Source organism: Sneathiella sp. D3-11 (assembly GCF_055809395.1).
This window is the reverse complement of record NZ_CM147911.1, coordinates 196,412-220,847: the sequence shown is the minus strand read 5'-3', so window position 1 is coordinate 220,847 and position 24,436 is coordinate 196,412. Positions and strand designations below refer to the sequence as shown.

General features: G+C 48.9%; 26 protein-coding genes and 1 tRNA gene. 16 read left to right on the top strand and 11 right to left on the bottom strand.

Going from position 1 to position 24,436, the window contains the following annotated elements:
* Positions 1-162: 162 nt before the first annotated feature.
* From AC0L73_RS01120 to hflX, 4 genes are all read left to right on the top strand, one after another.
* Positions 163-1,491: a TrkH family potassium uptake protein gene (locus AC0L73_RS01120; RefSeq protein WP_473654674.1), complete on the top strand. Its 1,329-nt coding sequence runs from the start codon at positions 163-165 to the stop codon at positions 1,489-1,491.
* Positions 1,492-1,506: 15 nt separating this feature from the next.
* Entirely contained in the window at positions 1,507-2,364 is an 858-nt protein-coding gene (locus tag AC0L73_RS01115; RefSeq protein WP_473654673.1) for a D-amino-acid transaminase, read from the top strand.
* 211 nt (positions 2,365-2,575) lie between these two features.
* On the top strand, positions 2,576-2,818 hold the full coding sequence (gene hfq / locus AC0L73_RS01110; protein ID WP_227952138.1) for an RNA chaperone Hfq: 243 nt from the start codon (positions 2,576-2,578) through the stop codon (positions 2,816-2,818).
* 37 nt (positions 2,819-2,855) lie between these two features.
* Complete coding sequence (gene hflX, locus AC0L73_RS01105) at positions 2,856-4,169, top strand: GTPase HflX (RefSeq protein ID WP_227952137.1); 1,314 nt, start codon at positions 2,856-2,858, stop codon at positions 4,167-4,169.
* Between the two features lie 10 nt (positions 4,170-4,179).
* On the opposite strand, the gene mazG is transcribed toward hflX, so the two are convergent.
* The gene (mazG, locus tag AC0L73_RS01100; protein WP_473654672.1) at positions 4,180-5,004 is read right to left on the bottom strand and encodes a nucleoside triphosphate pyrophosphohydrolase; all 825 of its coding nucleotides are present in this window, start codon (positions 5,002-5,004) and stop codon (positions 4,180-4,182) included.
* Between the two features lie 106 nt (positions 5,005-5,110).
* On the opposite strand from mazG, the gene AC0L73_RS01095 reads away from it, so the two are divergent.
* Positions 5,111-5,698, top strand: a complete 588-nt coding sequence (locus tag AC0L73_RS01095; RefSeq protein WP_473654671.1) for a regulatory protein RecX — start codon at positions 5,111-5,113, stop codon at positions 5,696-5,698.
* 217 nt (positions 5,699-5,915) lie between these two features.
* Here AC0L73_RS01095 and AC0L73_RS01090 read toward each other — a convergent pair whose 3' ends face one another.
* The 7 genes from AC0L73_RS01090 to AC0L73_RS01060 all read right to left on the bottom strand — a co-directional run bounded on the left by AC0L73_RS01090 (position 5,916) and on the right by AC0L73_RS01060 (position 12,523).
* Positions 5,916-6,674 carry an MBL fold metallo-hydrolase gene (locus AC0L73_RS01090; protein ID WP_473654670.1) on the bottom strand — a complete coding sequence of 253 codons (759 nt, stop codon included), beginning with the start codon at positions 6,672-6,674 and terminating at the stop codon, positions 5,916-5,918.
* Positions 6,674-7,459, bottom strand: coding sequence for a TatD family hydrolase (locus AC0L73_RS01085; protein ID WP_227952133.1), 786 nt, complete (start codon positions 7,457-7,459; stop codon positions 6,674-6,676). Before AC0L73_RS01085 ends, AC0L73_RS01090 begins: the two co-directional genes overlap by 1 nt.
* 24 nt (positions 7,460-7,483) lie before the next feature.
* Complete coding sequence (locus tag AC0L73_RS01080) at positions 7,484-8,584, bottom strand: DNA polymerase III subunit delta' (protein ID WP_227952132.1); 1,101 nt, start codon at positions 8,582-8,584, stop codon at positions 7,484-7,486.
* Positions 8,581-9,222 carry a dTMP kinase gene (gene tmk, locus AC0L73_RS01075; RefSeq protein ID WP_227952131.1) on the bottom strand — a complete coding sequence of 214 codons (642 nt, stop codon included), beginning with the start codon at positions 9,220-9,222 and terminating at the stop codon, positions 8,581-8,583. Before tmk ends, AC0L73_RS01080 begins: the two co-directional genes overlap by 4 nt.
* 15 nt (positions 9,223-9,237) lie before the next feature.
* Positions 9,238-10,401: a D-alanyl-D-alanine carboxypeptidase family protein gene (locus AC0L73_RS01070; protein ID WP_473654669.1), complete on the bottom strand. Its 1,164-nt coding sequence runs from the start codon at positions 10,399-10,401 to the stop codon at positions 9,238-9,240.
* Positions 10,402-10,498: 97 nt separating this feature from the next.
* The gene (locus AC0L73_RS01065) at positions 10,499-11,500 is read right to left on the bottom strand and encodes a septal ring lytic transglycosylase RlpA family protein (protein ID WP_473654668.1); all 1,002 of its coding nucleotides are present in this window, start codon (positions 11,498-11,500) and stop codon (positions 10,499-10,501) included.
* A gap of 36 nt (positions 11,501-11,536) precedes the next feature.
* Positions 11,537-12,523 carry a lytic murein transglycosylase gene (locus AC0L73_RS01060; protein ID WP_473654667.1) on the bottom strand — a complete coding sequence of 329 codons (987 nt, stop codon included), beginning with the start codon at positions 12,521-12,523 and terminating at the stop codon, positions 11,537-11,539.
* A 227-nt stretch (positions 12,524-12,750) separates the two neighbouring features.
* Between AC0L73_RS01060 and AC0L73_RS01055 the strand changes: the two genes are divergently transcribed.
* The 9 genes from AC0L73_RS01055 to AC0L73_RS01015 all read left to right on the top strand — a co-directional run bounded on the left by AC0L73_RS01055 (position 12,751) and on the right by AC0L73_RS01015 (position 19,473).
* Positions 12,751-12,840, top strand: a tRNA-Ser gene (locus tag AC0L73_RS01055).
* Positions 12,841-13,003: 163 nt separating this feature from the next.
* Complete coding sequence (locus tag AC0L73_RS01050; RefSeq protein ID WP_473654666.1) at positions 13,004-14,245, top strand: tyrosine-type recombinase/integrase; 1,242 nt, start codon at positions 13,004-13,006, stop codon at positions 14,243-14,245.
* 180 nt (positions 14,246-14,425) lie between these two features.
* Entirely contained in the window at positions 14,426-14,629 is a 204-nt protein-coding gene (locus AC0L73_RS01045; protein WP_473654665.1) for a helix-turn-helix domain-containing protein, read from the top strand.
* Positions 14,630-14,901: 272 nt separating this feature from the next.
* Positions 14,902-15,183, top strand: a complete 282-nt coding sequence (locus AC0L73_RS01040; protein WP_473654664.1) for a winged helix domain-containing protein — start codon at positions 14,902-14,904, stop codon at positions 15,181-15,183.
* A gap of 68 nt (positions 15,184-15,251) precedes the next feature.
* Complete coding sequence (locus AC0L73_RS01035) at positions 15,252-15,719, top strand: hypothetical protein (RefSeq protein ID WP_473654663.1); 468 nt, start codon at positions 15,252-15,254, stop codon at positions 15,717-15,719.
* Between the two features lie 347 nt (positions 15,720-16,066).
* Positions 16,067-16,414, top strand: coding sequence for an antibiotic biosynthesis monooxygenase family protein (locus tag AC0L73_RS01030; RefSeq protein ID WP_473654662.1), 348 nt, complete (start codon positions 16,067-16,069; stop codon positions 16,412-16,414).
* A gap of 336 nt (positions 16,415-16,750) precedes the next feature.
* Positions 16,751-17,659: a hypothetical protein gene (locus AC0L73_RS01025; RefSeq protein ID WP_473654661.1), complete on the top strand. Its 909-nt coding sequence runs from the start codon at positions 16,751-16,753 to the stop codon at positions 17,657-17,659.
* Positions 17,660-17,912: 253 nt separating this feature from the next.
* The gene (locus AC0L73_RS01020) at positions 17,913-18,404 is read left to right on the top strand and encodes a tetratricopeptide repeat protein (RefSeq protein ID WP_473654660.1); all 492 of its coding nucleotides are present in this window, start codon (positions 17,913-17,915) and stop codon (positions 18,402-18,404) included.
* Positions 18,385-19,473 carry a tetratricopeptide repeat protein gene (locus tag AC0L73_RS01015; RefSeq protein WP_473654659.1) on the top strand — a complete coding sequence of 363 codons (1,089 nt, stop codon included), beginning with the start codon at positions 18,385-18,387 and terminating at the stop codon, positions 19,471-19,473. Before AC0L73_RS01020 ends, AC0L73_RS01015 begins: the two co-directional genes overlap by 20 nt.
* A gap of 20 nt (positions 19,474-19,493) precedes the next feature.
* Here AC0L73_RS01015 and AC0L73_RS01010 read toward each other — a convergent pair whose 3' ends face one another.
* The 3 genes from AC0L73_RS01010 to AC0L73_RS01000 form a co-directional block, all read right to left on the bottom strand.
* Entirely contained in the window at positions 19,494-20,048 is a 555-nt protein-coding gene (locus AC0L73_RS01010; protein ID WP_473654658.1) for a hypothetical protein, read from the bottom strand.
* Between the two features lie 93 nt (positions 20,049-20,141).
* Entirely contained in the window at positions 20,142-21,152 is a 1,011-nt protein-coding gene (locus AC0L73_RS01005; RefSeq protein ID WP_473654657.1) for a tetratricopeptide repeat protein, read from the bottom strand.
* A gap of 455 nt (positions 21,153-21,607) precedes the next feature.
* Positions 21,608-21,913 carry a hypothetical protein gene (locus AC0L73_RS01000; protein WP_473654656.1) on the bottom strand — a complete coding sequence of 102 codons (306 nt, stop codon included), beginning with the start codon at positions 21,911-21,913 and terminating at the stop codon, positions 21,608-21,610.
* A gap of 52 nt (positions 21,914-21,965) precedes the next feature.
* On the opposite strand from AC0L73_RS01000, the gene AC0L73_RS00995 reads away from it, so the two are divergent.
* On the top strand, positions 21,966-23,162 hold the full coding sequence (locus AC0L73_RS00995) for a Y-family DNA polymerase (protein ID WP_473654655.1): 1,197 nt from the start codon (positions 21,966-21,968) through the stop codon (positions 23,160-23,162).
* A gap of 649 nt (positions 23,163-23,811) precedes the next feature.
* Positions 23,812-24,435, top strand: coding sequence for a hypothetical protein (locus AC0L73_RS00990; protein WP_473654654.1), 624 nt, complete (start codon positions 23,812-23,814; stop codon positions 24,433-24,435).
* Position 24,436 lies beyond the last annotated feature (1 nt).

The following is a 24,436-nucleotide window of genomic DNA, read 5'->3' as shown; positions in this document are numbered from 1 at the left end:
CCTGATGTTATTTGCACCTGTCTTTACGTTTGTTGGTTGGGCGCTTGGCTTCTTGGCGTTGCTGATGAGTGTGCCGATTCTTTTTGCTTTCGCCGAGGGGCAGATTGAACTCACGCTGAGTTTTTTCGTCTCTGCTATTGTAACGCTTTTTTTGGCGGCGGCATGATCCTCGCGATGCGGCGGGAAATTACCATCCTTGGTCGGCGTGAAACCTTTTTGGCGGCAACCCTCATCTGGATAGTCGTTCCGGCATTCGCTGGATTACCTTTTTATTTGAGCGATGCGATTCCCTCGGCGACCAATTCCTATTTTGAGGCATTTTCCGGGTTTTCGACCAATGGCGCGACTGTAATTGTTGATCTGGATATTCAGCCACGGGCGATCCTTCTGTGGCGAAGCCTGATCCAATGGGTAGGCGGATTTTCGATCATTGTTTTCCTGTCCGTATTGGCCAGCGCCTTTAACCTGCCGCGCAGCAACCCATTGACGAGGGCCATTGCCAAGAGCAGCCGCCGCCGCATGTCCCGGCGAATCGGCTCGGCAGTGCTTTCCTTGTTGAAAATATATGGCTTGCTAACGGCGATCTGCATTGTAGCTTTGTGGTTTGCCGGGATGACGGCCTTTGACGCCCTTTGCTATGCTTTCAGCACTTTGTCTACTGGCGGGTTTATGACGACAAACGCGGCGGGTACGGCCTTCGCCAGCCGCGGAATTGAAGTGGTCTTGATGATTTTTATGGTGTTTGGCGCGATAAATTTTTCCCTTCACTGGTCCTTCTTTAATGGGGACAGGCGGTCCTACTTCAAGGACCCGGAGTATCGTTATCTCCTGATTGCCATTGTTCTGGGTAGCCTTTTTGTTTTTTCCTTGATGATGACGCAAACGGATATGTCGGTCGGGGATACTTTGCGCTATGCGGTGTTTAATACCGTTTCCGCTGTGACGACGACCGGATATAACATGCCGCTTGTATCGGACAGTGGCCAGTATTACTGGCCGATTGGAGCGCTTTTTGTGATTCTCGTCCTGACAACGATTGGTGGATCGATTGGCTCTTCCGCTGGCGGTATTAAAATGATGCGGATCAGTATTCTCTTGAAAGTCTCTAATGCGGAAGTAAATCGCCTCAGTTTTCCAAGCAGTATATTCCCCCTGACATATGGGGGGCAACGTATCTTGCGGGAACAAATCACTTCAGCCTGGAGCTTTTTCGTTCTTTATTGCCTGGTTCTTGTTGCCGCGACGTTAGTTCTGGCCTTTAACGGGCTCGATCTGCAATCATCAGTCACTCTTGCCATTACAAATCTTGCCAGTGCAGGCAGCGCGGCGCAGCCATTGATTACCGATGTGGTCGTTGGCGAGGAAAATTTTATCAGCTATGAAGCCTTACCCAATTTTTCGAAATGGGTATTATGTGTCACTATGCTTGTAGGGCGTCTGGAATTTTTCGCCGTCCTCTCACTTTTCAATCCAGCCCTTTGGCGGCGTTAATTAAATAGGAAAGCCATGTCCAGAATCGCTTATGTAAACGGTCAGTATCTCCCGCATCGCGACGCCAGCGTCCATATCGAGGATCGCGGCTATCAATTTGCCGATGGGGTTTACGAGGTAGTGACCATTGTCGGAGGGCGGATGATCGATGAAGCGGGACATTTGGACCGATTGGAGCGGAGCCTGAATGAATTGAGGATGGATCTTCCTATGAAGCGGGAACCGCTCAAATTTGTAATGCGGGAAGTGATCCGCCAGAACGGTATTCGCGACGGTATCATTTATATCCAGGTTACGCGCGGCGTCGCTCCGCGCGACCATCCATTTCCGAAGGACACCCCGTCTTCGCTGGTGATGACAGCCAAGAGATTGTCAATGGAAAAGGCGGCCAAAACGGCAGAGCAGGGGATTAGCGTGATAACCGTGCCGGATATTCGCTGGGCTCGTCGGGATATTAAGTCTGTCTCTCTGCTCCCTAATGTTCTGGCCAAGCAGGAGGCCAAGGACAAAGGCGCCTATGAGGCGTTTCAGGTCGATGAAGATGGCATGGTGACGGAGGGCAGCTCAACCAACGCCTGGATCGTAAGTCAGGAGGGGAAAATCATCACCCGACCGACAAGCAATTCCATTCTTGCTGGTATTACACGGGCATCACTTATCAAGGAACTGGAGAAAAACGGAATCGAACTTGAACTGCGGAGTTTTACCGTCGATGAGCTGCATTCCGCCCGGGAAGTATTTCTAACTAGCAGCACGTCATATGTTCTTCCCGTTGTAAAAGTAGATGATCAAGTGATCGGAAATGGCCATCCGGGCCTCATTTCACAAAAACTAAGGACGATATACGAAAATTTTATGTCTGAAGATGCCTAGTATTTCCCAAATAATACTGTTGAAACTGTGCTTTTTGTACCAGAGTCGTTATTTGTTGCAATTTGGGCGTTATAATGCTTGTGTTTAAGGGGAGAAATCCTTATGTCAGGGAAACTTTTTTGCCTTTTATTTAAAAACGCGATCAGAACGACCCTGTCTAGGGTGGCAAAAGGCAAAATGAATAGATTTGACAGACGAGAGATAATTCAAGATGGGCGCTGAGAAGTCACAGAATGTACAAGATGTTTTCCTGAACAAGGTACGCAAGGATAAAATTCCGGTAACCGTGTTTCTGGTTAATGGTGTAAAGCTTCAGGGTTCTATCAGCTGGTTTGATAATTTCAGCGTATTGCTGCGGCGTGATGGCCATGAACAGCTTGTCTACAAACATGCTATTTCGACAGTAATGCCTGCCGGACCAATTCAGCTTTTTGATCCAAACGCAGAAAACTGATCTTTTAATATCTCCATGCGCCCCCTATATCCAACTCATGGAAATTAATTCGGAACGCGACAGCCTGCGTTCAGGGGAAACGGCGCTTGTCCTGCACCCTTATATAAAGACAAAGACACAAAGCAAGCTTCGGGATCCGCAAGGGTGCCTTGAAGAGGCTGTGTCTTTGACGGCTGCCATATCCCTCGATGTGGTGCACTCGGAAATCATCACCCTGTCCAAGGCAAAACCCGGAACGCTTTTCGGTGAAGGAAAAATTGCCGAGCTTGCCGCATATATCAAAAACGCTGAAATTGATGTGGTTATTATCGACGGGCCGGTGACTCCCGTGCAGCAGCGCAATCTGGAACGCCGCTGGCATGTGAAAATTGTCGACCGGACCGGGTTAATCCTCGAAATATTTGGCGAAAGGGCACAGACCCGCGAGGGATCGTTGCAAGTAGAGCTTGCCCATCTTAGTTATCAGCGCACCCGTTTGGTGCGGTCCTGGACCCATCTGGAACGACAGCGTGGTTCCCTGAGCTTTATCGGTGGTCCGGGTGAATCCCAGCTTGAAATCGACCGGCGCCTGATCGACGAGCGGATCACCAAGATCAAGAGACAACTCAATTCCGTTGTCCAGACCCGTGAACTGCACCGCGCCAAGCGTAAAAAGGTTCCTTATCCCATCGTTGCTCTTGTCGGCTATACCAATGCCGGAAAATCAACGCTGTTTAACCGCATGACGGAATCGGATGTATTTGCGGAGGATTTACTTTTCGCCACCCTTGATCCAACAATGAGAAAGATTACCCTGCCCGGCGGGCAACCGGTGATTCTTTCTGACACAGTGGGATTCATCTCCGATTTGCCGACAGAGCTTGTGGCGGCATTTCGTGCGACTTTGGAAGAGGTGCTGGAGGCGGACCTGATTGTCCATGTGCGAGATATTACCCATATTGACACGGGCGCTCAGCGGCAGGATGTACTTGATGTATTGGAGAGGCTCGGCGTTGATACGGATGATACGGGCAGCTATCTGGAAATTCTGAACAAGATCGACATTCTGGACGAAGACGCGCGTGAGAAACTTTTCAACAGTGTCGCGCGAGAGGAAGGGCAGGTTGCCATTTCCGCCGTGACAGGTGAGGGAACCCCAGCTTTCCTCGCGCTTATTGAAGAGAAGCTGACAGCGAAGCAGAAAATAATGGAGCTTGATATCCCAGCCGAAGACGGGGCGACGCTCTCCTGGATCTACCGACATGGGACAGTGCTTGAACGAGCGGACAGGGATGACAAAGTGCATATCGAAGCGAAGTTTTCGCCGGAAAATCTGGGCAGGTTAGAGAAAATTCTTAAAGATCAGGCTTAATGATCTGGTTTTATTGATTTAATTTGTCTTCCGAACGAATTTCATTCCAGACGCTATCCAATTCCTCAAGGCTGCATTCTTCTAGTATTTTTCCTTTATTTTCAATCCGTTGTTCAACAAATTGAAAGCGTCGTATAAATTTTCGATTTGCGGCTCTCAGGACGGTTTCCGGCTCAAGATCGAGATGTCGTCCCAGATTGGCGAGCACAAAAAGCAGATCGCCATATTCCTCGGCAATACGGTCATGGCCGCCGTTCGTGTCGATCTCCGTCCGAAGTTCGCCGAGTTCTTCTTCGATTTTATCAAATACCGGCGCAATGGAAGGCCAGTCGAAACCAACGCGTGCCGCGCGCTTCTGTAGCTTTACGGCGCGGGTCAGGGCGGGTAGGGCCTTGGCAACGCCATCAAGGGCAGAAGGGGCTTTATTGGAGTTTTTTCCTTTCTCCGCCCGCTCCTGCGCCTTTGTTTCTTCCCAGGCCGTCGTTTGCGCTTCTGCTGTCGCGATATCGGCATTGCCGAATACATGGGGGTGACGGCGGATCATCTTTTCCGATATGGCGGCAATCACGTCGTTGAAGTCAAAATCACCGGCCTCCTTTGCCATTTGCGCGTAAAACACCACCTGAAACATTAAATCGCCAAGTTCATCTTTCAACTCAGTCATATCGTTTTTTGCAATAGCCTCCGCAACCTCATAGGCTTCCTCGATTGTGTGGGGGGCGATGGTTTTGAAATTCTGTTCCAAGTCCCACGGACACCCTCCATCCGGACTGCGTAATTTAGACATAATATCAAGGAGTTGGTCGATCGGGGTGGATGCCTTATTTTCGGACATGCAGAGTCTTTCGCGCAAAAACTTCAAGAGAAATGAAGTTTAAAGGATTTCCTTTGGCTCTGGCCATAAGTAACATGCGAAAACTGACGAAATAATCGAGTTTTGGATGACTGAAGAGAAAAAGGCGAAAGAAAAACGTCCCCGAAAGCCGGTTGAACCGACGCCGAAATGGTTGCGGGATCAAGCGCTCCGCTATTTGAAGCGATTTCCGGCGACAAGTCATAAAATGGCACGGCATCTGCGGGATAAAGCCGCGCCGCAGTTGGAGCATTTTGATCTGTCGGAGGAAAAACTGATAGAGGATATCGCGAAGGTCGTCGCGGATATGATCAAGGCCGGCTTTATCAATGATGCTGAATTTGCCGCTAGCAAGGCACGGATAATGGCACGGGAGGGGCGGTCAATTGCCCAGATCGGCCTCAAATTGCAGGAGATGGCGTTTTCGGACGCCGATCAGGCGCGGGCGCTCGATGCGCTTGGAGACGACTGGAGCAAGCTCGATAGACGGGCCGCAGCGCGGTTTGTGAAACGAAGGCGGTTCGGGCCGTATAAACCGGAAGAGACAAGGGGCGAGCGCCGTAACAAGGAGCTGGCATCACTTGCACGACAGGGATTTTCTTTTGATGTCGCGACGCTGGTGATTGATGCCGAGAGCGTTGATGTTATAGAAACCATTATCTATGGCGAAGAATAACTGCGTGCCATTTAAATAATTCTCTGAAGAGGGCGGCGGAATGCAGTATTTATCCAAATATCAATTTTACGCATAATATATATTATGGAAAATATTGGATAGGGATAAATGGGGCTCCTATAGGCCGGGGGGCTTTTAAGGCCCCATTTTGAGGGGGTTCGACGATACAAGGGAGCGTCTCGTACGCTGAGCGCGCTGAAAATAAGGGTATGTTTTCTTATACAGAGATCACCATGCCGTCATAGGCTGGCTCAACACCGTCTGGCAATTCCTTGATCAATGTTTGGTAATCCAGATCCACATGCATATTCGTTAAAATTGCGCGCCGTGGTTTCAGGCGATCAATCCATTGAAGTGCTGTTTCAAGATTTACATGCGTTGGATGCGGCGTATAGCGCATCGCATCGACGATCCATGTATCAACGCCATTAAGGATTTCAAATCCTCGATCATCAAGATTAACAAGATCATTTGAATAGCCGATGGCACCCATGCGAAAGCCAAGACTTGTGATACTGCCGTGATCCTGATCGAACGGAATAAAGTCGATGTCGCCGATACTGAACGGCCCGTTAATATAATGCTCCTGCAATATGGCGGGATATGGATTTTTGCCTTCTTGCCGGAAGCAATAATCAAATCGTGTCATCAGGATATCGAGTGTCTTCTGGTCACTCCAAACGTTAACGCGTTCGCGGTTGCGAATAGCGAGTACACGAAGCTCGTCGATCCCGTGGCACTGATCGGCATGCTCATGGGTCCAGACAACGCCGTCAAGTTTACCAATATCCGCATCGAGAAGTTGCTCACGGATATCCGGTGATGTGTCGATCAGAACAGTTGTGTCTTTTTCCTTGACCAGAATGGAACAGCGACGGCGGCGATTTTTAGGCTCATTTGGATCGCAGGCACCCCAATCATTTCCGATGCGAGGCACCCCGCCGGAGGTGCCGCAACCTAATATTGTCACTTCCATTAAAGTTTCCGCTCTATCTTATTGAAAAGGTTAAAGAAATTTTCAGTCGTGATGGCGGCGAGCTGATCCGGGTCGAGCCCCTTTAGTTCTGCGACTTTCGCCGCCGTATGGGCAACGAAGGATGGTTCATTCGTCTTGCCACGTTTGGGAACCGGTGCAAGATACGGGCTATCCGTTTCGACCAATAATTTCTCGACAGGTATGTTGCGAACATGACCACGGAGTTCATCCGCGGGTTTGAAGGTCACGATCCCGGAAATGGAGATATAAAACCCAATTTCCATAGATTTCTCTGCGACTTCCCAGCCTGAGCTAAAGCAATGGATAACCCCTGTGAAAGGCCCCTTCTCGTACTCTTCGTGCAAAATGTTAACGGTATCCGCATCGGCATCGCGCGTATGCACAATGATTGGCAGGCCGGTTTCGCGTGCGGCTTCGATATGCAGTCGGAAGGATTTTTTCTGGAGTTCCCGCGGAGCATGTTCATAGAAATAATCAAGGCCCGTTTCGCCTATTCCGACAACTTTCGGATGCGATGCCAGCTCGATCAACTTCGCTGCCGTGACCTCATCGCCTTCGCTTTCGGCCTCATGCGGATGCACACCGACGGAACAATGGATATCGTCATACCGCTCGGCAATGGCGCGCACCGCTTCAAACTCACGCAGCTTCGTGCCGATGGTCAGCATATGGCCGACCCCGACCTCCCTCGCCCGTGCAACGACATCGTCAAGCTGGCTGGAGAGCTGTTCAAAATTTAAATGGCAATGGCTATCGACTAACATCAACTATCCGCACCGTTTTTGGTTTTATCTGCCCATGCGTTCTACATTTAAAAACAGGTTGAGCACAACCTGTTTGCGGTCGAGATTGATTGAATCCGCTCTTTTGATCAACTCATTCCCTTTTTCCCAAAGCTGCGCCCAGTCAGAGGGAGAATGGCGGGAGATCATCTGTTTCATGATTTCCGCTTCGCCAGCTATAAGATTATTGCCCGCAAAATCCTCACTGGCGGCACGCACAAGACGGGTCAGCCACCAGGGATAAATCTCGCACACACTCCGGTATCTGGTCTCTCCATCTTTCAGGCCGCTTTTATCTGCAAGGGCATGTAGTTTTTCGGCATCAAGACGGGGATATTCCTTAAAGATATCGAGAAGAGCAGTAAAGATTTCAAGCCCTCCTGCCTCCAGCAGACGAAGTGCCTTTCCAGGACTTCCTTCCGAGAGGGTCAGTAGCATATCAAGTTGTTCCGGCGACAGTGTCTCACAATGCGGCGCCAGAACTTTTCTCATATTGGCGTCATCCAGCGGACGCAGTGCGAGCTGACGGCAGCGAGACCGGATAGTCGGGAGCAGCCCCGCCGGTGTGTGCGAAAGTAACAGGAACAGAGTTTTCTTCGGCGGTTCTTCCAGTGTTTTCAAAATTGCATTAGCCGCACTTGGGTTCATATCATCCACGGAATCAACGATAACAATCCGCCAACTCCCTTCGGAGGCGGTGAGCTGGAAAAACGGGCTCAGGGTGCGCACATCATCGACACGGATCGCGGTATAGAATTTCTTTCCCTTGGTATCATACTGCCGCCGGAGCACTGCAAGGCCCGGGTGCGATCCTGCATGCATCAACGCAAGCGCCGGATCGTCCTCTGGCACGTCGAGGGTCTCGGGCGGGCCAAACAGCCCCCCACCTCCGCCTGCTTGCTGACTTAAGAGAAACTTTGCCGCGCGATAGGCGAAGGTGGCCTTGCCGACGCCCCTCGCACCGGTGATCAGCCATGCGTGATGAAAGCGCCCACTCATGAAATTATCGAGAAAGCGCTCCTCTGCCTCTTCATGACCAATAAGATGAGTAGTATCCCGCGGGTGGGGATAACCATCGAGTTTGTCAGATTGCGGTAAGTCAGTCACGACAACAGACGCGCTGTTAGGATATCGCGAAGTTCCTGCTGGATGTCTTCGACGGAACGCGTCGCATCAATAAGGACGCAACGATCCGGGTTTTGCCGTGCAATATTTTGAAATCCATCGCGGAGGCGTTCGTGAAACGCAAGATCCATCTTCTCAAAACGATCCTCGTTATGAGTTCGCCCCATGGTGCGTTGAAGCCCCTCCTCCACAGGCAGGGAAAAAATGAATGTTAGGTCCGGCTTAAAATCCCCAACAGCGAAATCATGGATTTTCTGCACGGCTTCTTCGCCCAACTGATTGCCATATCCCTGATAGGCCATGGTGGAATCCGCGAAGCGGTCGGATATAACCCAGCGGCCTTCGTCAAGGGCTGGCCAGATTGTGAGGCGCAAATGATTTCTGCGGGAGGCATAGAAAAGTAGCGTTTCTCCAATGGCGTCCCATCTGTCTGGTTCTCCCGTCAGAATAAGCTCCCGGATTTCGTCCGCGCCCGGGGCACCGCCCGGTTCTCGTGTGAGTAGGGTGTCGATCTCTTTTTCTTGTAGAAATTCGGCGAGAAGACGGCTTTGCGTGGATTTGCCGCTTCCGTCCCCTCCTTCAAGCGTGATGAATTTTCCTGGCCGCTTTTGCGTTTGCATCCTGCTTGCTTCGACCTAGTTTGAGGACGGGCCGAAAACAAGATACTCAACCGCCGACGTCAGACGCTTGATTGCGCCGGGGCGGGTCACATCCTCTGTCGCAATCAGTGGAACCGTTATCGTTTCAATTTCGGGGCCTTCAACGACAAGCTGGGCCACAGGTGTTCCCTTGATGATCGGTGCCGGGATCGGCTCGTTATACACGACTTTGACCGTCATGGATTTCCGTGCCGCCCGTGAGAGAGTGACAGTCAAATCAGATTCCACAGTGAGTGGAACTGTATCTTCGTTCCCGAGCCAGACCCGCGCATTATCGACAATATCGCCAGTTTTGAAGAGAGCGTAGTTATTGAATTCGCGAAAGGCCCATTCCATCAGCCGTTCGGATTCTCTGCTGCGCGCCTTGGCATTTTCAAGCCCATTCACAACAACAACAATACGTCGCCCGTCCCGTTCCGCCGATCCAACAAGGCCGTAGCCGGATTCTTCGGTATGGCCGGTTTTGAGGCCGTCAGATCCATTGTTTTTATATAAAAGCGGATTGCGGTTGCCCTGTTTGATCTCGCTGAAAGTAAAGTCTTTTTCGGCAAAAATCGGATAGTATTCCGGGAAATCCTGAATGATATGCTTTGCCAGCAAACCAAGTTCACGCGCTGTCATCTTGTGGTTCGGATCCGGCCAGCCGGTCGCGTTTCGGAAGGTGCTTTTTTCAAGACCAAGCTCCCGCGCCCTAGATGTCATGGCCTCCGCAAAGCCCTCCTCGGATCCGCCAAGCCCTTCGGCAACCACGATACAGGCGTCATTTCCGGACTGAACGATAATCCCGCGCAGCAAATCACTAACGGCAACCCGTGTATCCACCTCGACAAACATCTTTGAGCCGCCCTTTTTCCAGGCTTTCTCACTAACGGGCAGTGTATCATCAAGCTTGAGAGAGCCTTCTTTCAGGCGCTCAAATACCATTGTCACCGTCATCAGTTTGCTCATGGAGGCTGGCGGCATCAACTCATCAGCATTTTTCTCAAGGAGTACCGCGCCCGTGTTCAAATCAAAGACGAATGCTTCCCGCGCCGGGGTCTCAATGCTTTGGGCTAAAGTGCTGCCTGCAAAGAGCGTCAGGCATAGGAAAAGGGCGGAGAAAAATCCTGTTGGTGAGGTCCTGTGTGTCATCGCACTCATGCTTTCAGTTTGTCTTATTCTTATCGCTGGCTCGGCAGGGAGCATTCGATAAACGAATTTATGTCCTAATGCGCTAATTTGACCAGTTTATGGCCGCTTACTCGATAATAATCCGGGCATCCGTATGACCGGTATTAATTAGATTTTCCAGAACCTGGTCCGCCCTGGCAATGTCCTGAACGGGACCTACACGGACACGATAAAAATCCTGACCGTTTACCAGAACTTGACTGACCTTCGTCGGCCCCATCGTTGAAAGCCGCGCGCTCAAAACATTGGCGTTGTTATAATCGACAAACGCGCCGGCCTGAATAAAAATCTCACTTTCAGTGATGGGAGCGGCACTCACAATAGGTGAGGGAGCGCTGTAAGCAGAGGCCGACGCGAGTTGAGTTTCGGTTGTTGGCTTTGCTGGCGCCGGAAGTGTTTCCAGTTTTGGCAGTGGTGCCGCCTTGATATTTGGCGGCGGCGCAAGGGTGCCTGAAACTATCTTGGCCTGAGGCGCAGCGGCAACGTTATTTTTCTCACTCACAGGGGTTGTTGGCTTGGCGATAATAGACTGATCCAGGTCGCCGCCTCCGTTAATGACCTGAACGCGGACCTTTGCAGTCCCCTTCTCCACCATCCCAAGAAGCTGCGCCCCGCGGTATGACATATCAATGATGCGTGAATGGGCAAACGGGCCGCGGTCATTGACCGTGACGATTATGGAGCGCCCATTTTCAAGGTTCGTTACCCTTACATCCGTTGGCAGGGGCAGCGTTTTATGGGCAGCGGTGAGTTTATGCATGTCGTAGACCGCACCGTTGGCGGTCTTGCGACCGTGGAACGGCTCCCCATACCAGGAGGCGATGCCGGTTTCGTCATAGCCGTTATCCACCTTTGGGTAATACCAGACGCCTGCGACTTCATAGGGGCTGCCAAGCTTGGGCACGCCACGATCAATACCTTTATTGTCGACGGTAGAACTGTTTTTGTCATGGGAGGCATGATATTTTTTTGCCCCATAGCTGAGCAGATTAACCTCGGAGCAGCCGCCGATCAGTAGTGTTATTGCAAGAATGGTCAGAATTCCGGCGTTGGGGAATAATTTTCTCATGTTACTGACACCTTTTACGCTACGCTTAACAAACATTTACCCGTCTCCGATCAGATCAGCGAGCTGGCCGACGGACATCGCAAAATAAGTTGACCTGTTCCATTTCAGGATTGTCCGGTAATTATTATAAACCAGAAAGGTCTGCCCGTTCCCACCCTTGGGCTGTACCAGTGACCCAACAAGCTGGCGAGACGGGAGCGGGCTGCCGTCGGCCTTGGTCACGCCGAGAGTTTCCCACTCATCCATGGGTTTGGCGATTTTCAAATCGACTAGGGACAGGTCAAAGCCTTTTGGTAACCGGACCTCCCTGCCCCATGTCTGGTCATACTTCCACCCTGACTGCGACAGATAATTGGCGGCAGAGGCAAAGACATCGGCCTTTGTTGTCCAGATATCGCGACGGCCGTCTTCATCATGGTCAACAGCGAAATTGACGAAGCTAGACGGCATGAACTGGGACTGTCCCATTGCCCCGGCCCAGGAGCCTTTCATATCTGCAAGGGCAATATGATTTTCATCAAGAATTTTGAGCGCAAGCAGCAACTCTTTTCTGAAATAGGCGGCACGGCGATTATCATAGGCCAATGTTGTAAGCGCATCGATCACGCTGAAGCCGCCAGTATACTTGCCATAGCGGGTTTCGACCCCCCAAAGCGCAACAATAAAGCGGGGCTGTACACCGAATTTACGACCCACCTCTTCTAGCAGGGCGCGGTTTTGGTTAAGCATGGCCTTGCCGGAATCAACGAGAGATTTTGGCAGGCGTTGCGCCATATATTCCTGAAAAGTCTGGACGGTTTCGGGCTGCTTGCGATCCAGCTTGACGATTTTCTCGATCAGCTTGACGTTGGCGAAAGCCTCATCAATTGTTGCCTGGCTGATGCCGTTTTCCCGCGCTTCAGCCTTCAACTTGGGCAGCCATTGGTCGAACGGTTCTTGCGCCGCAAAGCTCGGTGTTGAAATAGCAACTAAGAAAATGCCGACCAAAGAGAAAATAAAATTACGCGCCGATTTCTTTACCATTGGAACTCCGATTTACTGATCTCTCCTTTTTTGCCACAAATTCTGCGGATCTCGCAACGGCTTCAGGCGGAAAAGGCTTGATTATTGCCGCTCTTTATTCACGCTCAGAGATAAAGCGGATTTTAAAATCAAATATATTGACAGCACCCGGCTGGAACTTTAAACGATCAGGACTATTCGCAACCGTAAGGGGCCATAGTATTGGCGCCGCACCGAATTTGCGATACGGAGGGTTGGCAGAGCGGTTGAATGCACTGGTCTTGAAAACCAGCAAGGGTGCAAGCCCTTCCGGGGTTCGAATCCCCGACCCTCCGCCACTTCCCTGTTTTTCAATGTTCCCCACCATTCGCCAATATCCTTTAAGACCGCAGTAATTGTGCCTTTCCTGATACATCAGTAATTTCTGATATCCGCTAGCGTTCGCCTAAAGCCTATGTTAAAATATGGGTAGAAAAATGGGTAACAACGAAAGGCAGGCGGATGGCAAGGCAACTTCACAGGCTGAATGCACTCTCGGTCAAAGCTGAAACACGTAAAGGCATGTATGCCGATGGTGGCGGGCTTTATCTCCAGGTGAGCAGTTTTGATACGAAATCCTGGATATACCGTTTCACCCGAAACAAGCGCACGCGGGATATGGGGCTAGGTGGATTTCCTGAAGTTTCTCTCTCTGAAGCGCGTGAGGAAGCCCAGAATTGCCGGAAATTGGTTCGCAAGGGCTTGGACCCGATAGAAGTCAGGCAGTCTGAGCGGCACGCGTTACAGGCCTTAGCGGTCAAAACAATGACGTTTATACAATGTGCAGATAAATACATTGCGGCACATAGTAAGGGCTGGAAGAACGTCAAGCATGCCCGCCAATGGACCAGCACTCTTGAAACTTATGTTTACCCTGTGATTGGTAGTCTTTCCGTTGCTGATGTCGATATAGGCCTTGTTTTGAAAATCCTGGAGCCGATTTGGTCCGAGAAGCCCGAAACCGCCAGTCGCGTGCGGGGCCGGATTGAATCGGTGCTGGACTGGGCAACGGCGCGAAAATATCGGGAGGGTGAGAATCCAGCGCGATGGAAAGGCAATCTTGACAAGATACTGCCCGCCCGCTCCAAGGTGCAGCAGGTCAAACACCATGCCGCCTTGCCCTATGATGACCTGGGCGACTTTATGGCTGCGCTGCGTGAACAGGAAGGCATCGCCGCAATGGGGCTTGAATTGCTAATCCTGACAGCGGCGCGCACAGGTGAGATTATCAAGGCGCGCTGGACCGAGTTTGATCTGGACGCGGCAACCTGGATTATCCCGGCGGATCGAATGAAGGCAGGCAAAGAACACCGCGTTCCCCTATCACAGCCCGCGCTGCATGTTCTCGCCAGATTAAAAGAGGTGGCGCAGAATGACTACGTGTTGCCGGGGCAAAGGCCAAACAGCCATTTGAGCAACATGGCCTTCCTGCAGCTATTAAAGCGCATGGGTCGCAATGACCTGACAGCGCATGGATTCCGGTCAACATTTAAAGACTGGGCAACGGAGCGAACCAACTACCCGAATGAGGTTTCAGAAATGGCGCTGGCACATAGTGTTGGCAATAAAGTGGAAGCCGCCTATCGCCGGGGCGACCTATACGAGAAAAGAGTTCGGATTATGCGGGACTGGGGAGAGTATTGCGCACGCCGAGAAACTGAATTCGAGGAAAAAATAGTAACGATAAGGCAACTCCTAAATTAATTGCCATACTATATTTCTGCAATAATTCAATTTTATCCCCAACAAACACATAATGTGGAAAAAAATGTCCACAACTTTTTTTTAAACGAGACCTGAACTTCAAAGAGTTTTCACGTATAATGGCGACCGTAGAACGAATCGTGAAAATCTGCAGAATTATAGTAACAAGAGGACACCAATTTGGATAATAGTAACACTGATTATAGAGCCGTACTTTCTGTAAACGAAACTTGTCAGCGGGCAGGAATAGGTCGGACAAAACTTTATCAGGAAATTGCATCAGGAAGATTGAAGGGCCGCAAATGCGGACGCCGGACAATTATTCCCGTAACGGAATTTGAAAACTGGCTAGGGCGTTTGCCAGAGATTGGAAAAATTCAATGAAAGAACGTCAATTGAAAGTGAGAACGGCCATGACTCGTTTGGTCGCGCAGGCACAGCCGTTCTCTTTTAACTTCACAACCTTTTACGGAAAAAAGCTGTATGAAATACATAGACGATAAAGCACGAAATATCAACTCTGCTCTTCATGGATCTGGTCAGTTGAAAAAGACTCAAACTCCCTTGAGTCAGAGAGCTTCCATTTTACAACGGCGACATAATTTCACCCCAGCATTTGCAAAAGTATATGACGATTTGCTTGGTGGAGGTGTCAAATGAAGCGGCTCAAAATCACAGCATCCTATGACATCGATGGAAACCGCGTCACTCGTGAAATACCGGGGCGATATGCCTGGGCACTCCTGGAGCTTAAAAAGGCAGGCAAGCGAGGCTGTACGCCCCGCGATAACCCTGCCCCGCGCTGGAGTGCCTATATTCATCAGTTACGTCATGAATACGGGCTGGATATACAGACCATATGGGAAGCCCATAAAGGCCCCTTCCCCGGCAATCATGCGCGTTATGTGCTCCAGTCTAAAGTGGATAAAGTAGATTGAGTAGTTTCGGGAAACCAGACGCGACGGGCCGTAGTTCCGGTATATACGCGGGCCGTCGTGGCGCAATCATGAGGCCGCCAAAAGATGAGCCGTGGGTTTGGCGTACAAGAGAAATTACTGCGAGCGATGCATGGCGCTGCCGGAGCATAAACGTTGCCCGCTTGATAGACTTTTTGGAACTTGAGCATATGAACCATGTCGGGACAGAAAATGGCAATCTCTTTGCAACGCACTCGCAGTTAATTGAATGGGGCATTGGCAAAAACTATGTCACTGACGCTATTGACGAAGCTGTATTCCTGGGTCTGGTCAAGGTCCAGCGCGGCGGTCGATGGGCGGGTAGAAACGACGCCTCCAAATATCGCCTCACTTATTATGCAGATAGAGACGGCAATCCAGCAACGAATGAGTGGAAGCCAAAAACTGAGGCAGAAATTAAAGAGTGGCGGCGAAAAAGAAGCCACCGGAAAAAGATCAAAAAAGCTGCCAGAAAAAACTATCTGACCCCTATAATTGGCGGGTACGGTACCCCCTAATTTATGGAGTACGGCACGGGAAAACGGTTGAACCGCAAACTTGAGAATGGCAGTTTTAAGCCGTTTTTCCGACTATCTGGTACCCCCTTATTGTAGGGACCTTATATATCTTGGGTGTAGGGAGGAGTAAGTTAAACAAAACTCCATCTAATCCCTCTCCCATAATCGACCCTTCAAGATTGAGCCACTTACAATATCCCGGCTTGAAACTCGAAATCGTGATTTTACAGTTAATTGAATTTCTGCGAATCTTTTACCTGATTCACGGGCGCGATGAATGTTACGGTTCTGGCTACACTATCCCCTAGCAAATTAGCCTCACAATTGAACAAGAAAGGTTTTGCAAAATGATTGCCGTCATATTTGAAGTGTATCCGCATCAAGAGCATAAACAGCAATATCTGGATATCGCGGCGAGCCTACGCCCGACCCTTGACGAGATAGACGGGTTTATTTCGGTTGAGCGATTTCAGAGCCTGACTGACGATAATAAAATCCTCTCCATCTCTTTCTTTCGTGACGAGGCGGCGGTGGAACAATGGCGCAATATATCAGCGCACAGGAATGCCCAGGCAAAGGGCCGCGCCTCCGTCTTTAAGGATTACCGCATACGTATCGCCAGCGTCATCCGCGATTATGGCATGTATGAGCGCGACCAGGCCCCTGATGACAGCAAAGCAAAGCATTCAGCATAGGCTGGACATTTGAAATGGGTAACTCCTGAAGGCCCCAGTGAGAATTTGTAATTCATTGATATAAAATGATTTATTGAAATCGCAAGAATTTGTCGATGCACTGATAAAAAATCATAATTTATCAAGTTTTGCGGCGTGAAAATTCTCAACTTGGCTCGATTTACTCGACATCGCGAGTTTGTATCTTTGATTGATCTCTATGATTTTTGACAATGCATCAATACATGATTTTATTTTTTTGCTGAGCCGCATTGGATCTGTGATAACCTGGTTGAAATAAATTTTAGTTACTCAACGAAGCCGATGGATGAATACGCGAGACTAAGAAAAGATTGTGTGGAGCAGACACAAAAAAATCTAATAGGTGAGAAGCTTCGCCGCAAAGGCTTTGAATATTATATTCAGGAGATTTCGGAAGCTGTCGAGACGTATGCACGAAACGAAAATATCGATTTAGAAATTTTCAGATGGAATATTTTACCGCAGGCTATCGACATTTTAGAAGATTTGCGCCACGCGATGATTTCATTTGAAGATAAATGGCAAAAAAGGGAAGAAGACGATGAGGACGCTGGTTTCGATGAGGATTTAGAGAAACAGGATGTTCCAACTATCGAGCAACAAGATTTTTGGATACGAAAGCGATTTCCACTTCAAACTATTGTAGACAAAGAAACACCAACTCTTAATCGTTCTGAAATTGAACACATTGTAGGCCGTTATCTTGAAGAGCCTTGGCGATGTCAGGCATTTGATCGATTATTAGTCGACATTCTTGTGGCAATGGAAATGTACTCTTTTGGTGACGAGATGATTAATGAATATACAGCTTGGTATATTCCTGCCATGTCACCGTTGAAACGAAAGCATGCGCTAGTGGGTTATCTTTTAGGTCGAATAATTGACGGAATTGTTGCCGGAACATTCATTGGTGCCGCTGTTTTGATTGACGAAGTATGGGCTTTTTGGGTGGCTGGAGTTATAGTATTCGTTCTTTTTGTGCTTGCATCCATTGCTACCATTTTTCTTCCTTTTAATTGGCATAAGCAGAATAAGGCAAGGCAGAAAATTTACGACATAATTTCATGTACCATCGGGGTGTATCAAGATTTGGAGAGCTATGGACCGATATCAGCGGTACATATAAAACAACGTCTGGAAGACTCTGCTTCTAAGGGTGTAGTATGGCCTGCACCGCTTTATGCCCTTCTCGATGACATTTTAGCTCGTACCGGCAGGTTTTGATCCTGCACAAATTTCCTATTGATTTCGACAAAAAAGAATTGGGTTGATTGCAGTAGTTTTAACTACTGCTTAAACTGCGCATCTTTTCTCTCGTTCCATAGAGTAATTTGCCATGTTGAAGGGTAGCGTATCCTAAGAGAGTATATTCCGAAAACAAAAATAACTCTGGATTGAAATTCGGTTATGTTGCAACCTAGCTAATAGAACAAATTCCTTTGGATATTAAAACAAACAGCGAGGGTAACAGGCCGTCATGCATCGTATTACTTATCTTGTAATTTTAACTTTCTTACTCGCCGCTGGCTGTTCAAGCGGAAAAATGACAGCAGAGGAAAAGGAAAAATTTTATTCCGAGAACAAAGCAAAAAATAAAGCGTTGTATGTAGACAAATGTAATGCTGGCTCTGCGTCGGATTGTTACGCATATGGTCTGGTTTTACTGCTGGGGTTTGAGGGAGAAGAGGGAGTATCCAGAGGCCCTTCTTTGGTTCAGGAAGGTTGCGAGAAAGGCTTTATGGAGGCTTGTCTCGTAATAGGAAATCTTACTCGGCACGGCGACCATACGGCATTGGATGTTGAGAAGGGAATTCAATACATTACCACGTCTTGTGACGGCGAGCATGCGAATGCCTGTCAAACTCTTGGCAATATCTATAAAGAAGGTGATGGCGTTGATAGAGACGAAGAAAAGTCTACCGTTTTATATGAAAAGGCATGCAGGCTAGATGCTAGACTATGTGGATAGCAAAAGCAGCAGAATGAAACTCATCAACTCTATATTCTTAAGTTCCTTTCTGGCCATTTTCCTATGCGGCTGCACCGCTATTTTTTTGTTGCCTGACAGCAAGCCAAGTTACGCAACCATTAAGAAAAATAAGGAACTATGTGAGGCAGGTAATCTCGAATCCTGTTTTTTCCTGGGAAGAACCTATGACGGAGGATACTCGACTGATATTGACAAAGCAAAGCACTACTTAAACTTGGCTTGTGATGCCGGACATGGAGAGGCCTGTTACGTGCATGGATACAAGTACGTAGGCAATCTTAAATGGACAACAGACGTACAGAAAGCGGCTACCCTATTTGCGAAAGCATGCGACAATGATTTTGCTAAAGGCTGCAACTCGTTAGCCTACATGTATAGAGGAGGTTACGACTTCCAGAGAAATGTGGAAACAGCTATAAAATTATACGAAAAATCTTGCAGTATTCAGTATGACATTGCGGCGCGAAATGGGTGTCTAAGTCTTGGCAACATGTATAAGGATGGCGATGGCGTTGAGAAAAATACCGCCAAAGCTAGCGCCATACTCCGCGCAGGTTGTGACAGAGGATCCCTATATTCATGCAAAGGTTTTGGAGAAATACATCAAGTTGGATTACATGACACGCCAGATTCAATTGCCGTCAATCTTTATACTGGATTTTGCGCTAACGACGATTTAGTTGCGTGCAATGCGCTCGGTAGAATGTTTCAAAGGGGTTGGTTAGTAGATCAAGATATTGATAAAGCCCTGGTTAATTACCGCAAGTCTTGCGATGGAGGTTTTCCCGAAGGTTGCTTTAATCGCGGATACTTACTTCATGAGCGCTGGTACAATTTCAAGCAACGCGAGGGAAATAATAACCCTTCTTTGATTTTTGAATTATTTAAGAAAGCTTGTGATGGAGGCAATGCGGCGGGGTGTGGTGCTTTGGCCGGAGCCTATAAGAAAGGACAAGGTATAGCAAAGGATGAAACGCGAGCAATGGAGCTAAGGCAGCAAGCATGCGAAATAGATAAACGGCGATGCTGGCTCTTGAGATTGGAGTAAATGACGCAATAAGAAATACCTTATTTTATCCTCGCTTGTAGTGTAGCGAAATCCAAGTTTTGGGGCGGAAGTTTATAGGGCACCCGACCACTCGCAAGATTAAAAATGTCTGTCTTTGTTATCTCAACAATACGTCCAGCATATCGATAGAGATACTGACACTCCCATTTACCACCCGGCTCTTTGGTGACAGCGTCATAACTACTATTTGGGTATTGAAAGCAAATTTTGTATCGGAAGACAAAATGTTCCAATCGCCATCTTGAGGGAACAGGACGGCTATTCCCAGGATACCAAAGGTAAGCGCGACCATCGGGGGCAAAATACTCAATCTGGTTTCCATAGGCATAATTATATGTCCGCACAGTCTTGTCTGCTAAATGGGCCGTCGCTTGTTCGATGGGCTGATTATCTATCTCACCAACTGCTTCTCCCAAGATAGTATTACTGTCGAGCTGACTACAGCCCGCCAGGACCAAAGTCGTCAGGATAAAAAGTACGGAAACATTGAATAGGCGCATCATCATACCAAGAATAATTGCGAACAAAATATTACCTGAAATTACACACGGCATCGTCTCTTTCCGTCATCATAAAAAATGGACTTAGTGCTGAATTGAACTAAGATAGTTTTTGCCTAGAGTTCTGAACATGAGGTTTCCCATCATTTAGAACATATCCTTTGTTTCAAAGTTCATCCAGACAGCGCGCCAGGTTTCATATTTTTCAGTCGGCAGCTTATAGGGCTGACATTGGATAACAGCGCGCCGCGCACTTTCTGCCACCACTCTTTCAAAATCGTTCTTGATGCTACCTTTATTGACGATTTCCGGATTGCCGTTCAATGTCCCGTCCCGATTAAATTGCATGCGAATTGTTACAATCAATTTTTCGGCATTGGCCGCACGCGTCGGCAAATTCCAGCATTTTTGGACTTGCTGTTTAAAGGCATCCATCTCATTTATTGTCAGTGGCAAGGTCGCTGCCATTGCCTTGATTGACGGATTCGGCACCCTTAAATCCTTCTGGGCCCCTGAGCAGCCCTTGTAATCTTTCTTCATACATTCTTGAGCCAGTTTCTGTGCCTCCGAGATTTGGTCGGAAGTCATTATTCTTGCGGCCCTTTTTCGACCTTCTATTGCATCTTCATTTCCCAATGACGCGGCGATGTTGAACCACATGTGTGCCAATACATTATCTAGAGGGACGCCTGCGCCTAGTAAATACAGGGCACCTAACATAGACTGAGCTTTGTCGTGCCCTTGTTCGGCAGCAAGGGTGAGCCATTCCGCTGATTGTTTATAGTCCCGAGGAACAATTTGACCTTTGAAATATAAAGCTCCCAGATAACCTTGAGCATCTGCATTCCCTTGTTCGGCAACAAGGGTGTACCATTTCAAAGCCAGCCTATAGTTTTGAGGTACACCTTCACCGTTTTGGTACATCACGCCGAGACTAATCTGAGCAATCGCATTCCCTTGTTCCGCAGAAAGAGTGTACCATTTTATAGCCCGCTCATAGTCTTTAGGAACACCTCTTCCACTGCGATACATCAGAGCTAAGTTTCTTTGAGCATCGGCATTCCCTTTTTCAGCAAGAGGCTCCCACTCCTTTAACGCCCTGGCGTATTCGCCTCTTTGTGCTGCGGCTAGGCCTTTTTCATAATCAGCTGCTATCACGGTCGAACACCAAACTATTCCAATCATGAAAGCAATAATTAGAGTATGAATTTTCAATGGCTCACTCGATTTTCGATGGATAATAACTCTAGAGACAGCTTACGATAATTTAAGGTTGTGCGTGAAGGTAATTGTTCACCTAAACCGTTTCAGCGACCTCGACACAGCCATAAGGTACCCGTGGTTCTCAAATCCACCGCACTTCTCTCGGGCTCCGGTAAGATACGTATTGACTAGGTAAGAAGCTATTGTCACACGCTTGGCCAAGTGCGTAGAGCAATTAATAGAAGGTTTTTCATAAGCTTAAGATTACACGCGTAACAAAAAAATATTGTAGTAAATGACGGTCGAGCATCTTCACGTCAATGACGGCGGACAAGCTATTGTCGGGAACATAAGTATAAAAATCCTAATCCAACTGGTCGTCGTGATTAATAGTGGTGATTAAACTCCCCCTAAATCCCAACTGACCTTCTCATAATCCGCGCCACCCTACCCGCTTCCATATGCCTCAAGCCGGGGTTTGGTTCTGCAAGCGCCCGCATAAACCGCCGTGTCAGTTGCGGCCCCTTCTCTAACGTTCGGCTTATCTCTTCCAGCGCCTTCTCTAGCTGGCGGCAGCGCACTTCCCGGCGGGCGCAGTCCCGCGCCGCCCGCTCGATAACAGACAGCGTTCTCTGAAGCTGGTCTTTATCGACCAGCTCCTCCGACCAGTTGCCACCAAAGGCGACATTTCCGAGTTGCTTTTTCTTTTCCGTCATGAGAACAAAGAAAGAACATTTGGTCTCATTTTGCAAGACGGATTTTTATGACATGACGCCAATGCGGTCCCTTTATGTTGATATGAATAGCTTTTTTGCGAGCGTTGAACAGCAGATTGAACCGGCACTCAGGGGCAAGCCGGTTGCGATAACGGCAATCGACAATGAATCAGGGGCGTGCGTTGCGGCAAGCTATGAAGCCAAGGCATACGGCATCAAAACCGGCACCCGTATCTATGCAGCAAAGGAGCTTTGCCCCGGTATTATCTTCCGCCCCTCCCGGCATCGGCTGTATGTGCGGGTAAATCAGAAAATCGCCCGAGTCATTGATGAAATCGCGGAATTGGAGTTTGTCCGCTCCATTGATGAATTCCAGGTGGCGTTGGGAGGCGGTAGCGCCAAACTGGAACGGGCGCTGGACCTTGCCCGTGAAATCAAGGCGGCGATACGGGAGAAGGTCGGCTCGGAGCTTCGCAGTTCCGTTGGCATCGGTCCGAACCATTTACTGGCGAAAATTGCGGGCAAGCTGGAGAAGCCGGACGGGCTGCAATGGCTCGCCCCTGAGAATATGCCGGAGGCTATCAAGCACCTAACCCTTGATGACCTGCCGGGTATTTCACAAGGTATCAAGGGCAAGCTCTATGGTGCCCGGATTTATGACGTGAGGGCGCTCTATAATCTCGATCCGCGCCATGCCAGAATGATTTGGCATTCGGTTGAGGGAGAGCGGTTTATCAGAGCCTTGCGGGGAATGGATATCCCGCTGATGCCGACCAGGCGAAATGGCTATGGCAACAGCAAGGTTCTCGCGCCGGAGTACCGCCCTCCGCATAAGGCGAGACTTGTCGGGCGCTGGCTGGTTGAGAAGGCATCGGAGCGAATGCGGAGGGATGGTTATTGCACCCGGCATTTTCATTTGTCGCTCCGCTTGACCGATGGGGCATGCCATGCCGGAAAGAAGATTACGGCAACGCGGGATACGCGGTTTTTGCTCTCGCTCTATGAGGGGCTTTGGGGAGACATTCGCCGCCGCAGCAATGGGGATGTTTTGTCGATTAGCGTTCACCTTGGCGACTTGATCCTGCTAACGGAGCGCAATGGCGACCTGTTCGCGCCATTGTCGCCAGGTATGCCAAACAAGCCCGAAAAGCTCGCCACTGTCATCGACCATATCAACCGCCGCTTTGGGGAACGTATGGTGAAGTATGGAGAACATCAGGACCATCCGGGGTTCTTTGAGAAGGGGTAGTGCGAGGTTATTTAAAGTGGACAAAAATAGAAATGATGCAAAGAATAGGTAAAGGCAGGTTGCAAAAATCAAGTCTGGGATATTTTTCGTGATGAACCGAAAATTGGGCATCTTGTATTTGGTAATTTCCTGGCTTTTAGGACTTCTATTTAGCGGTATCCTAGCGTGCGTTGACGCTACTAATGCAAGACCACTTGCGGCAACGATGATACTCGGCATAATAGGTTCATTTCCTGTCTTCGCTGCGTTGGTAATTTTCTATTCAGCCTTCTTTAGCCACATCCACAAAAATTTAATTATATGGTCGTTTTTGTTCCCGATCTTAATTCCATTTGTGTTTATGATATTTTTATCCGTATCGGTGTACGCTTATGACGGTGGCGTTATTACTGTCGAACAATTTTTTACGTTAATGTTGCAACCTGTAATACCAACAAGCATTTCAGCCTTTATCTTTTATAGATTATGCCGCAACAAATAGATGATTTTGCTATTGTTTGGCGCTGGCACACCTTTGCTGCTCACACTATATATAAGTCGATATTGTTGTTTTACCCAAATGCTCTGTTCCTGTCGCAAATTGATGCAGAAATTCGCCATTTATGGTACAATTTCCTGTTGATTTCGACAAAAAACAATTGGGTGGATTATGGGCGGAAGTGGTTCCGGTACCTGGTATCGGTGGAGCAAGAAAACGGTTGTGGAAGACGGCTTGACGCTGGACCTGTTCAAGTTGGTTCGGGAGAAGGCAATCATTCCGGGAAAGCATGTTAGGGGTTCCCTCACCTGGTGGAATAATCGGACAGATGAAGAGCGGGCTAGCATTAGCTATGAAGCGGACCTGATCGATCCATATGCGGCATGGGTGCGGCTGCATTATCGTCGCGACGGCACTCCAGAAGATTACAAGGTTCGAATGGCTGTAACCTATCCTCACTATGGCGGCATGCGCTGGTGGTTTGTTTGCCCTGCTAATGGCTCCAGGGTGGCAAAGCTACACCTACCCCCAGGTGGCAACCTTTTTGCGAGTAGAGCGGCTTACAGGCTCGGATATAACAGCCAGCAGGAAAGCCCGATGTTCCGGTATCTATCGCAAGCGCAGGATATCCGCCGTCGGCTTGGCGGGAGTACCTGCATTGATGAGTGGTTCCCGAAAAAGCCCAAAGGCATGCACTGGAAGACGTATGAAAAGTTGCAGGCGAAATGCGAGTGGTATGAGCAACGTTGCAACGCGATGGCTGCGCAACGGTTTGGGTTAGGTTTTAGCTCTTAGA

Bases quoted from the DNA above. Each gene is read 5' to 3' on its own strand.
- AC0L73_RS01120 (WP_473654674.1), top strand. From the start codon at position 163: ATGATCCTCGCGATGCGGCGGGAAATTACCATCCTTGGTCGGCGTGAA.
- AC0L73_RS01115 (WP_473654673.1), top strand. From the start codon at position 1,507: ATGTCCAGAATCGCTTATGTAAACGGTCAGTATCTCCCGCATCGCGAC.
- hfq (WP_227952138.1), top strand. From the start codon at position 2,576: ATGGGCGCTGAGAAGTCACAGAATGTACAAGATGTTTTCCTGAACAAG.
- hflX (WP_227952137.1), top strand. From the start codon at position 2,856: ATGGAAATTAATTCGGAACGCGACAGCCTGCGTTCAGGGGAAACGGCG.
- mazG (WP_473654672.1), bottom strand. From the start codon at position 5,004: ATGTCCGAAAATAAGGCATCCACCCCGATCGACCAACTCCTTGATATT.
- AC0L73_RS01095 (WP_473654671.1), top strand. From the start codon at position 5,111: ATGACTGAAGAGAAAAAGGCGAAAGAAAAACGTCCCCGAAAGCCGGTT.
- AC0L73_RS01090 (WP_473654670.1), bottom strand. From the start codon at position 6,674: ATGGAAGTGACAATATTAGGTTGCGGCACCTCCGGCGGGGTGCCTCGC.
- AC0L73_RS01085 (WP_227952133.1), bottom strand. From the start codon at position 7,459: ATGTTAGTCGATAGCCATTGCCATTTAAATTTTGAACAGCTCTCCAGC.
- tmk (WP_227952131.1), bottom strand. From the start codon at position 9,222: ATGCAAACGCAAAAGCGGCCAGGAAAATTCATCACGCTTGAAGGAGGG.
- AC0L73_RS01070 (WP_473654669.1), bottom strand. From the start codon at position 10,401: ATGAGTGCGATGACACACAGGACCTCACCAACAGGATTTTTCTCCGCC.
- AC0L73_RS01065 (WP_473654668.1), bottom strand. From the start codon at position 11,500: ATGAGAAAATTATTCCCCAACGCCGGAATTCTGACCATTCTTGCAATA.
- AC0L73_RS01060 (WP_473654667.1), bottom strand. From the start codon at position 12,523: ATGGTAAAGAAATCGGCGCGTAATTTTATTTTCTCTTTGGTCGGCATT.
- AC0L73_RS01050 (WP_473654666.1), top strand. From the start codon at position 13,004: ATGGCAAGGCAACTTCACAGGCTGAATGCACTCTCGGTCAAAGCTGAA.
- AC0L73_RS01040 (WP_473654664.1), top strand. From the start codon at position 14,902: ATGAAGCGGCTCAAAATCACAGCATCCTATGACATCGATGGAAACCGC.
- AC0L73_RS01035 (WP_473654663.1), top strand. From the start codon at position 15,252: ATGAGGCCGCCAAAAGATGAGCCGTGGGTTTGGCGTACAAGAGAAATT.
- AC0L73_RS01030 (WP_473654662.1), top strand. From the start codon at position 16,067: ATGATTGCCGTCATATTTGAAGTGTATCCGCATCAAGAGCATAAACAG.
- AC0L73_RS01020 (WP_473654660.1), top strand. From the start codon at position 17,913: ATGCATCGTATTACTTATCTTGTAATTTTAACTTTCTTACTCGCCGCT.
- AC0L73_RS01015 (WP_473654659.1), top strand. From the start codon at position 18,385: ATGCTAGACTATGTGGATAGCAAAAGCAGCAGAATGAAACTCATCAAC.
- AC0L73_RS01010 (WP_473654658.1), bottom strand. From the start codon at position 20,048: ATGCCGTGTGTAATTTCAGGTAATATTTTGTTCGCAATTATTCTTGGT.
- AC0L73_RS01000 (WP_473654656.1), bottom strand. From the start codon at position 21,913: ATGACGGAAAAGAAAAAGCAACTCGGAAATGTCGCCTTTGGTGGCAAC.
- AC0L73_RS00995 (WP_473654655.1), top strand. From the start codon at position 21,966: ATGACGCCAATGCGGTCCCTTTATGTTGATATGAATAGCTTTTTTGCG.
- AC0L73_RS00990 (WP_473654654.1), top strand. From the start codon at position 23,812: ATGGGCGGAAGTGGTTCCGGTACCTGGTATCGGTGGAGCAAGAAAACG.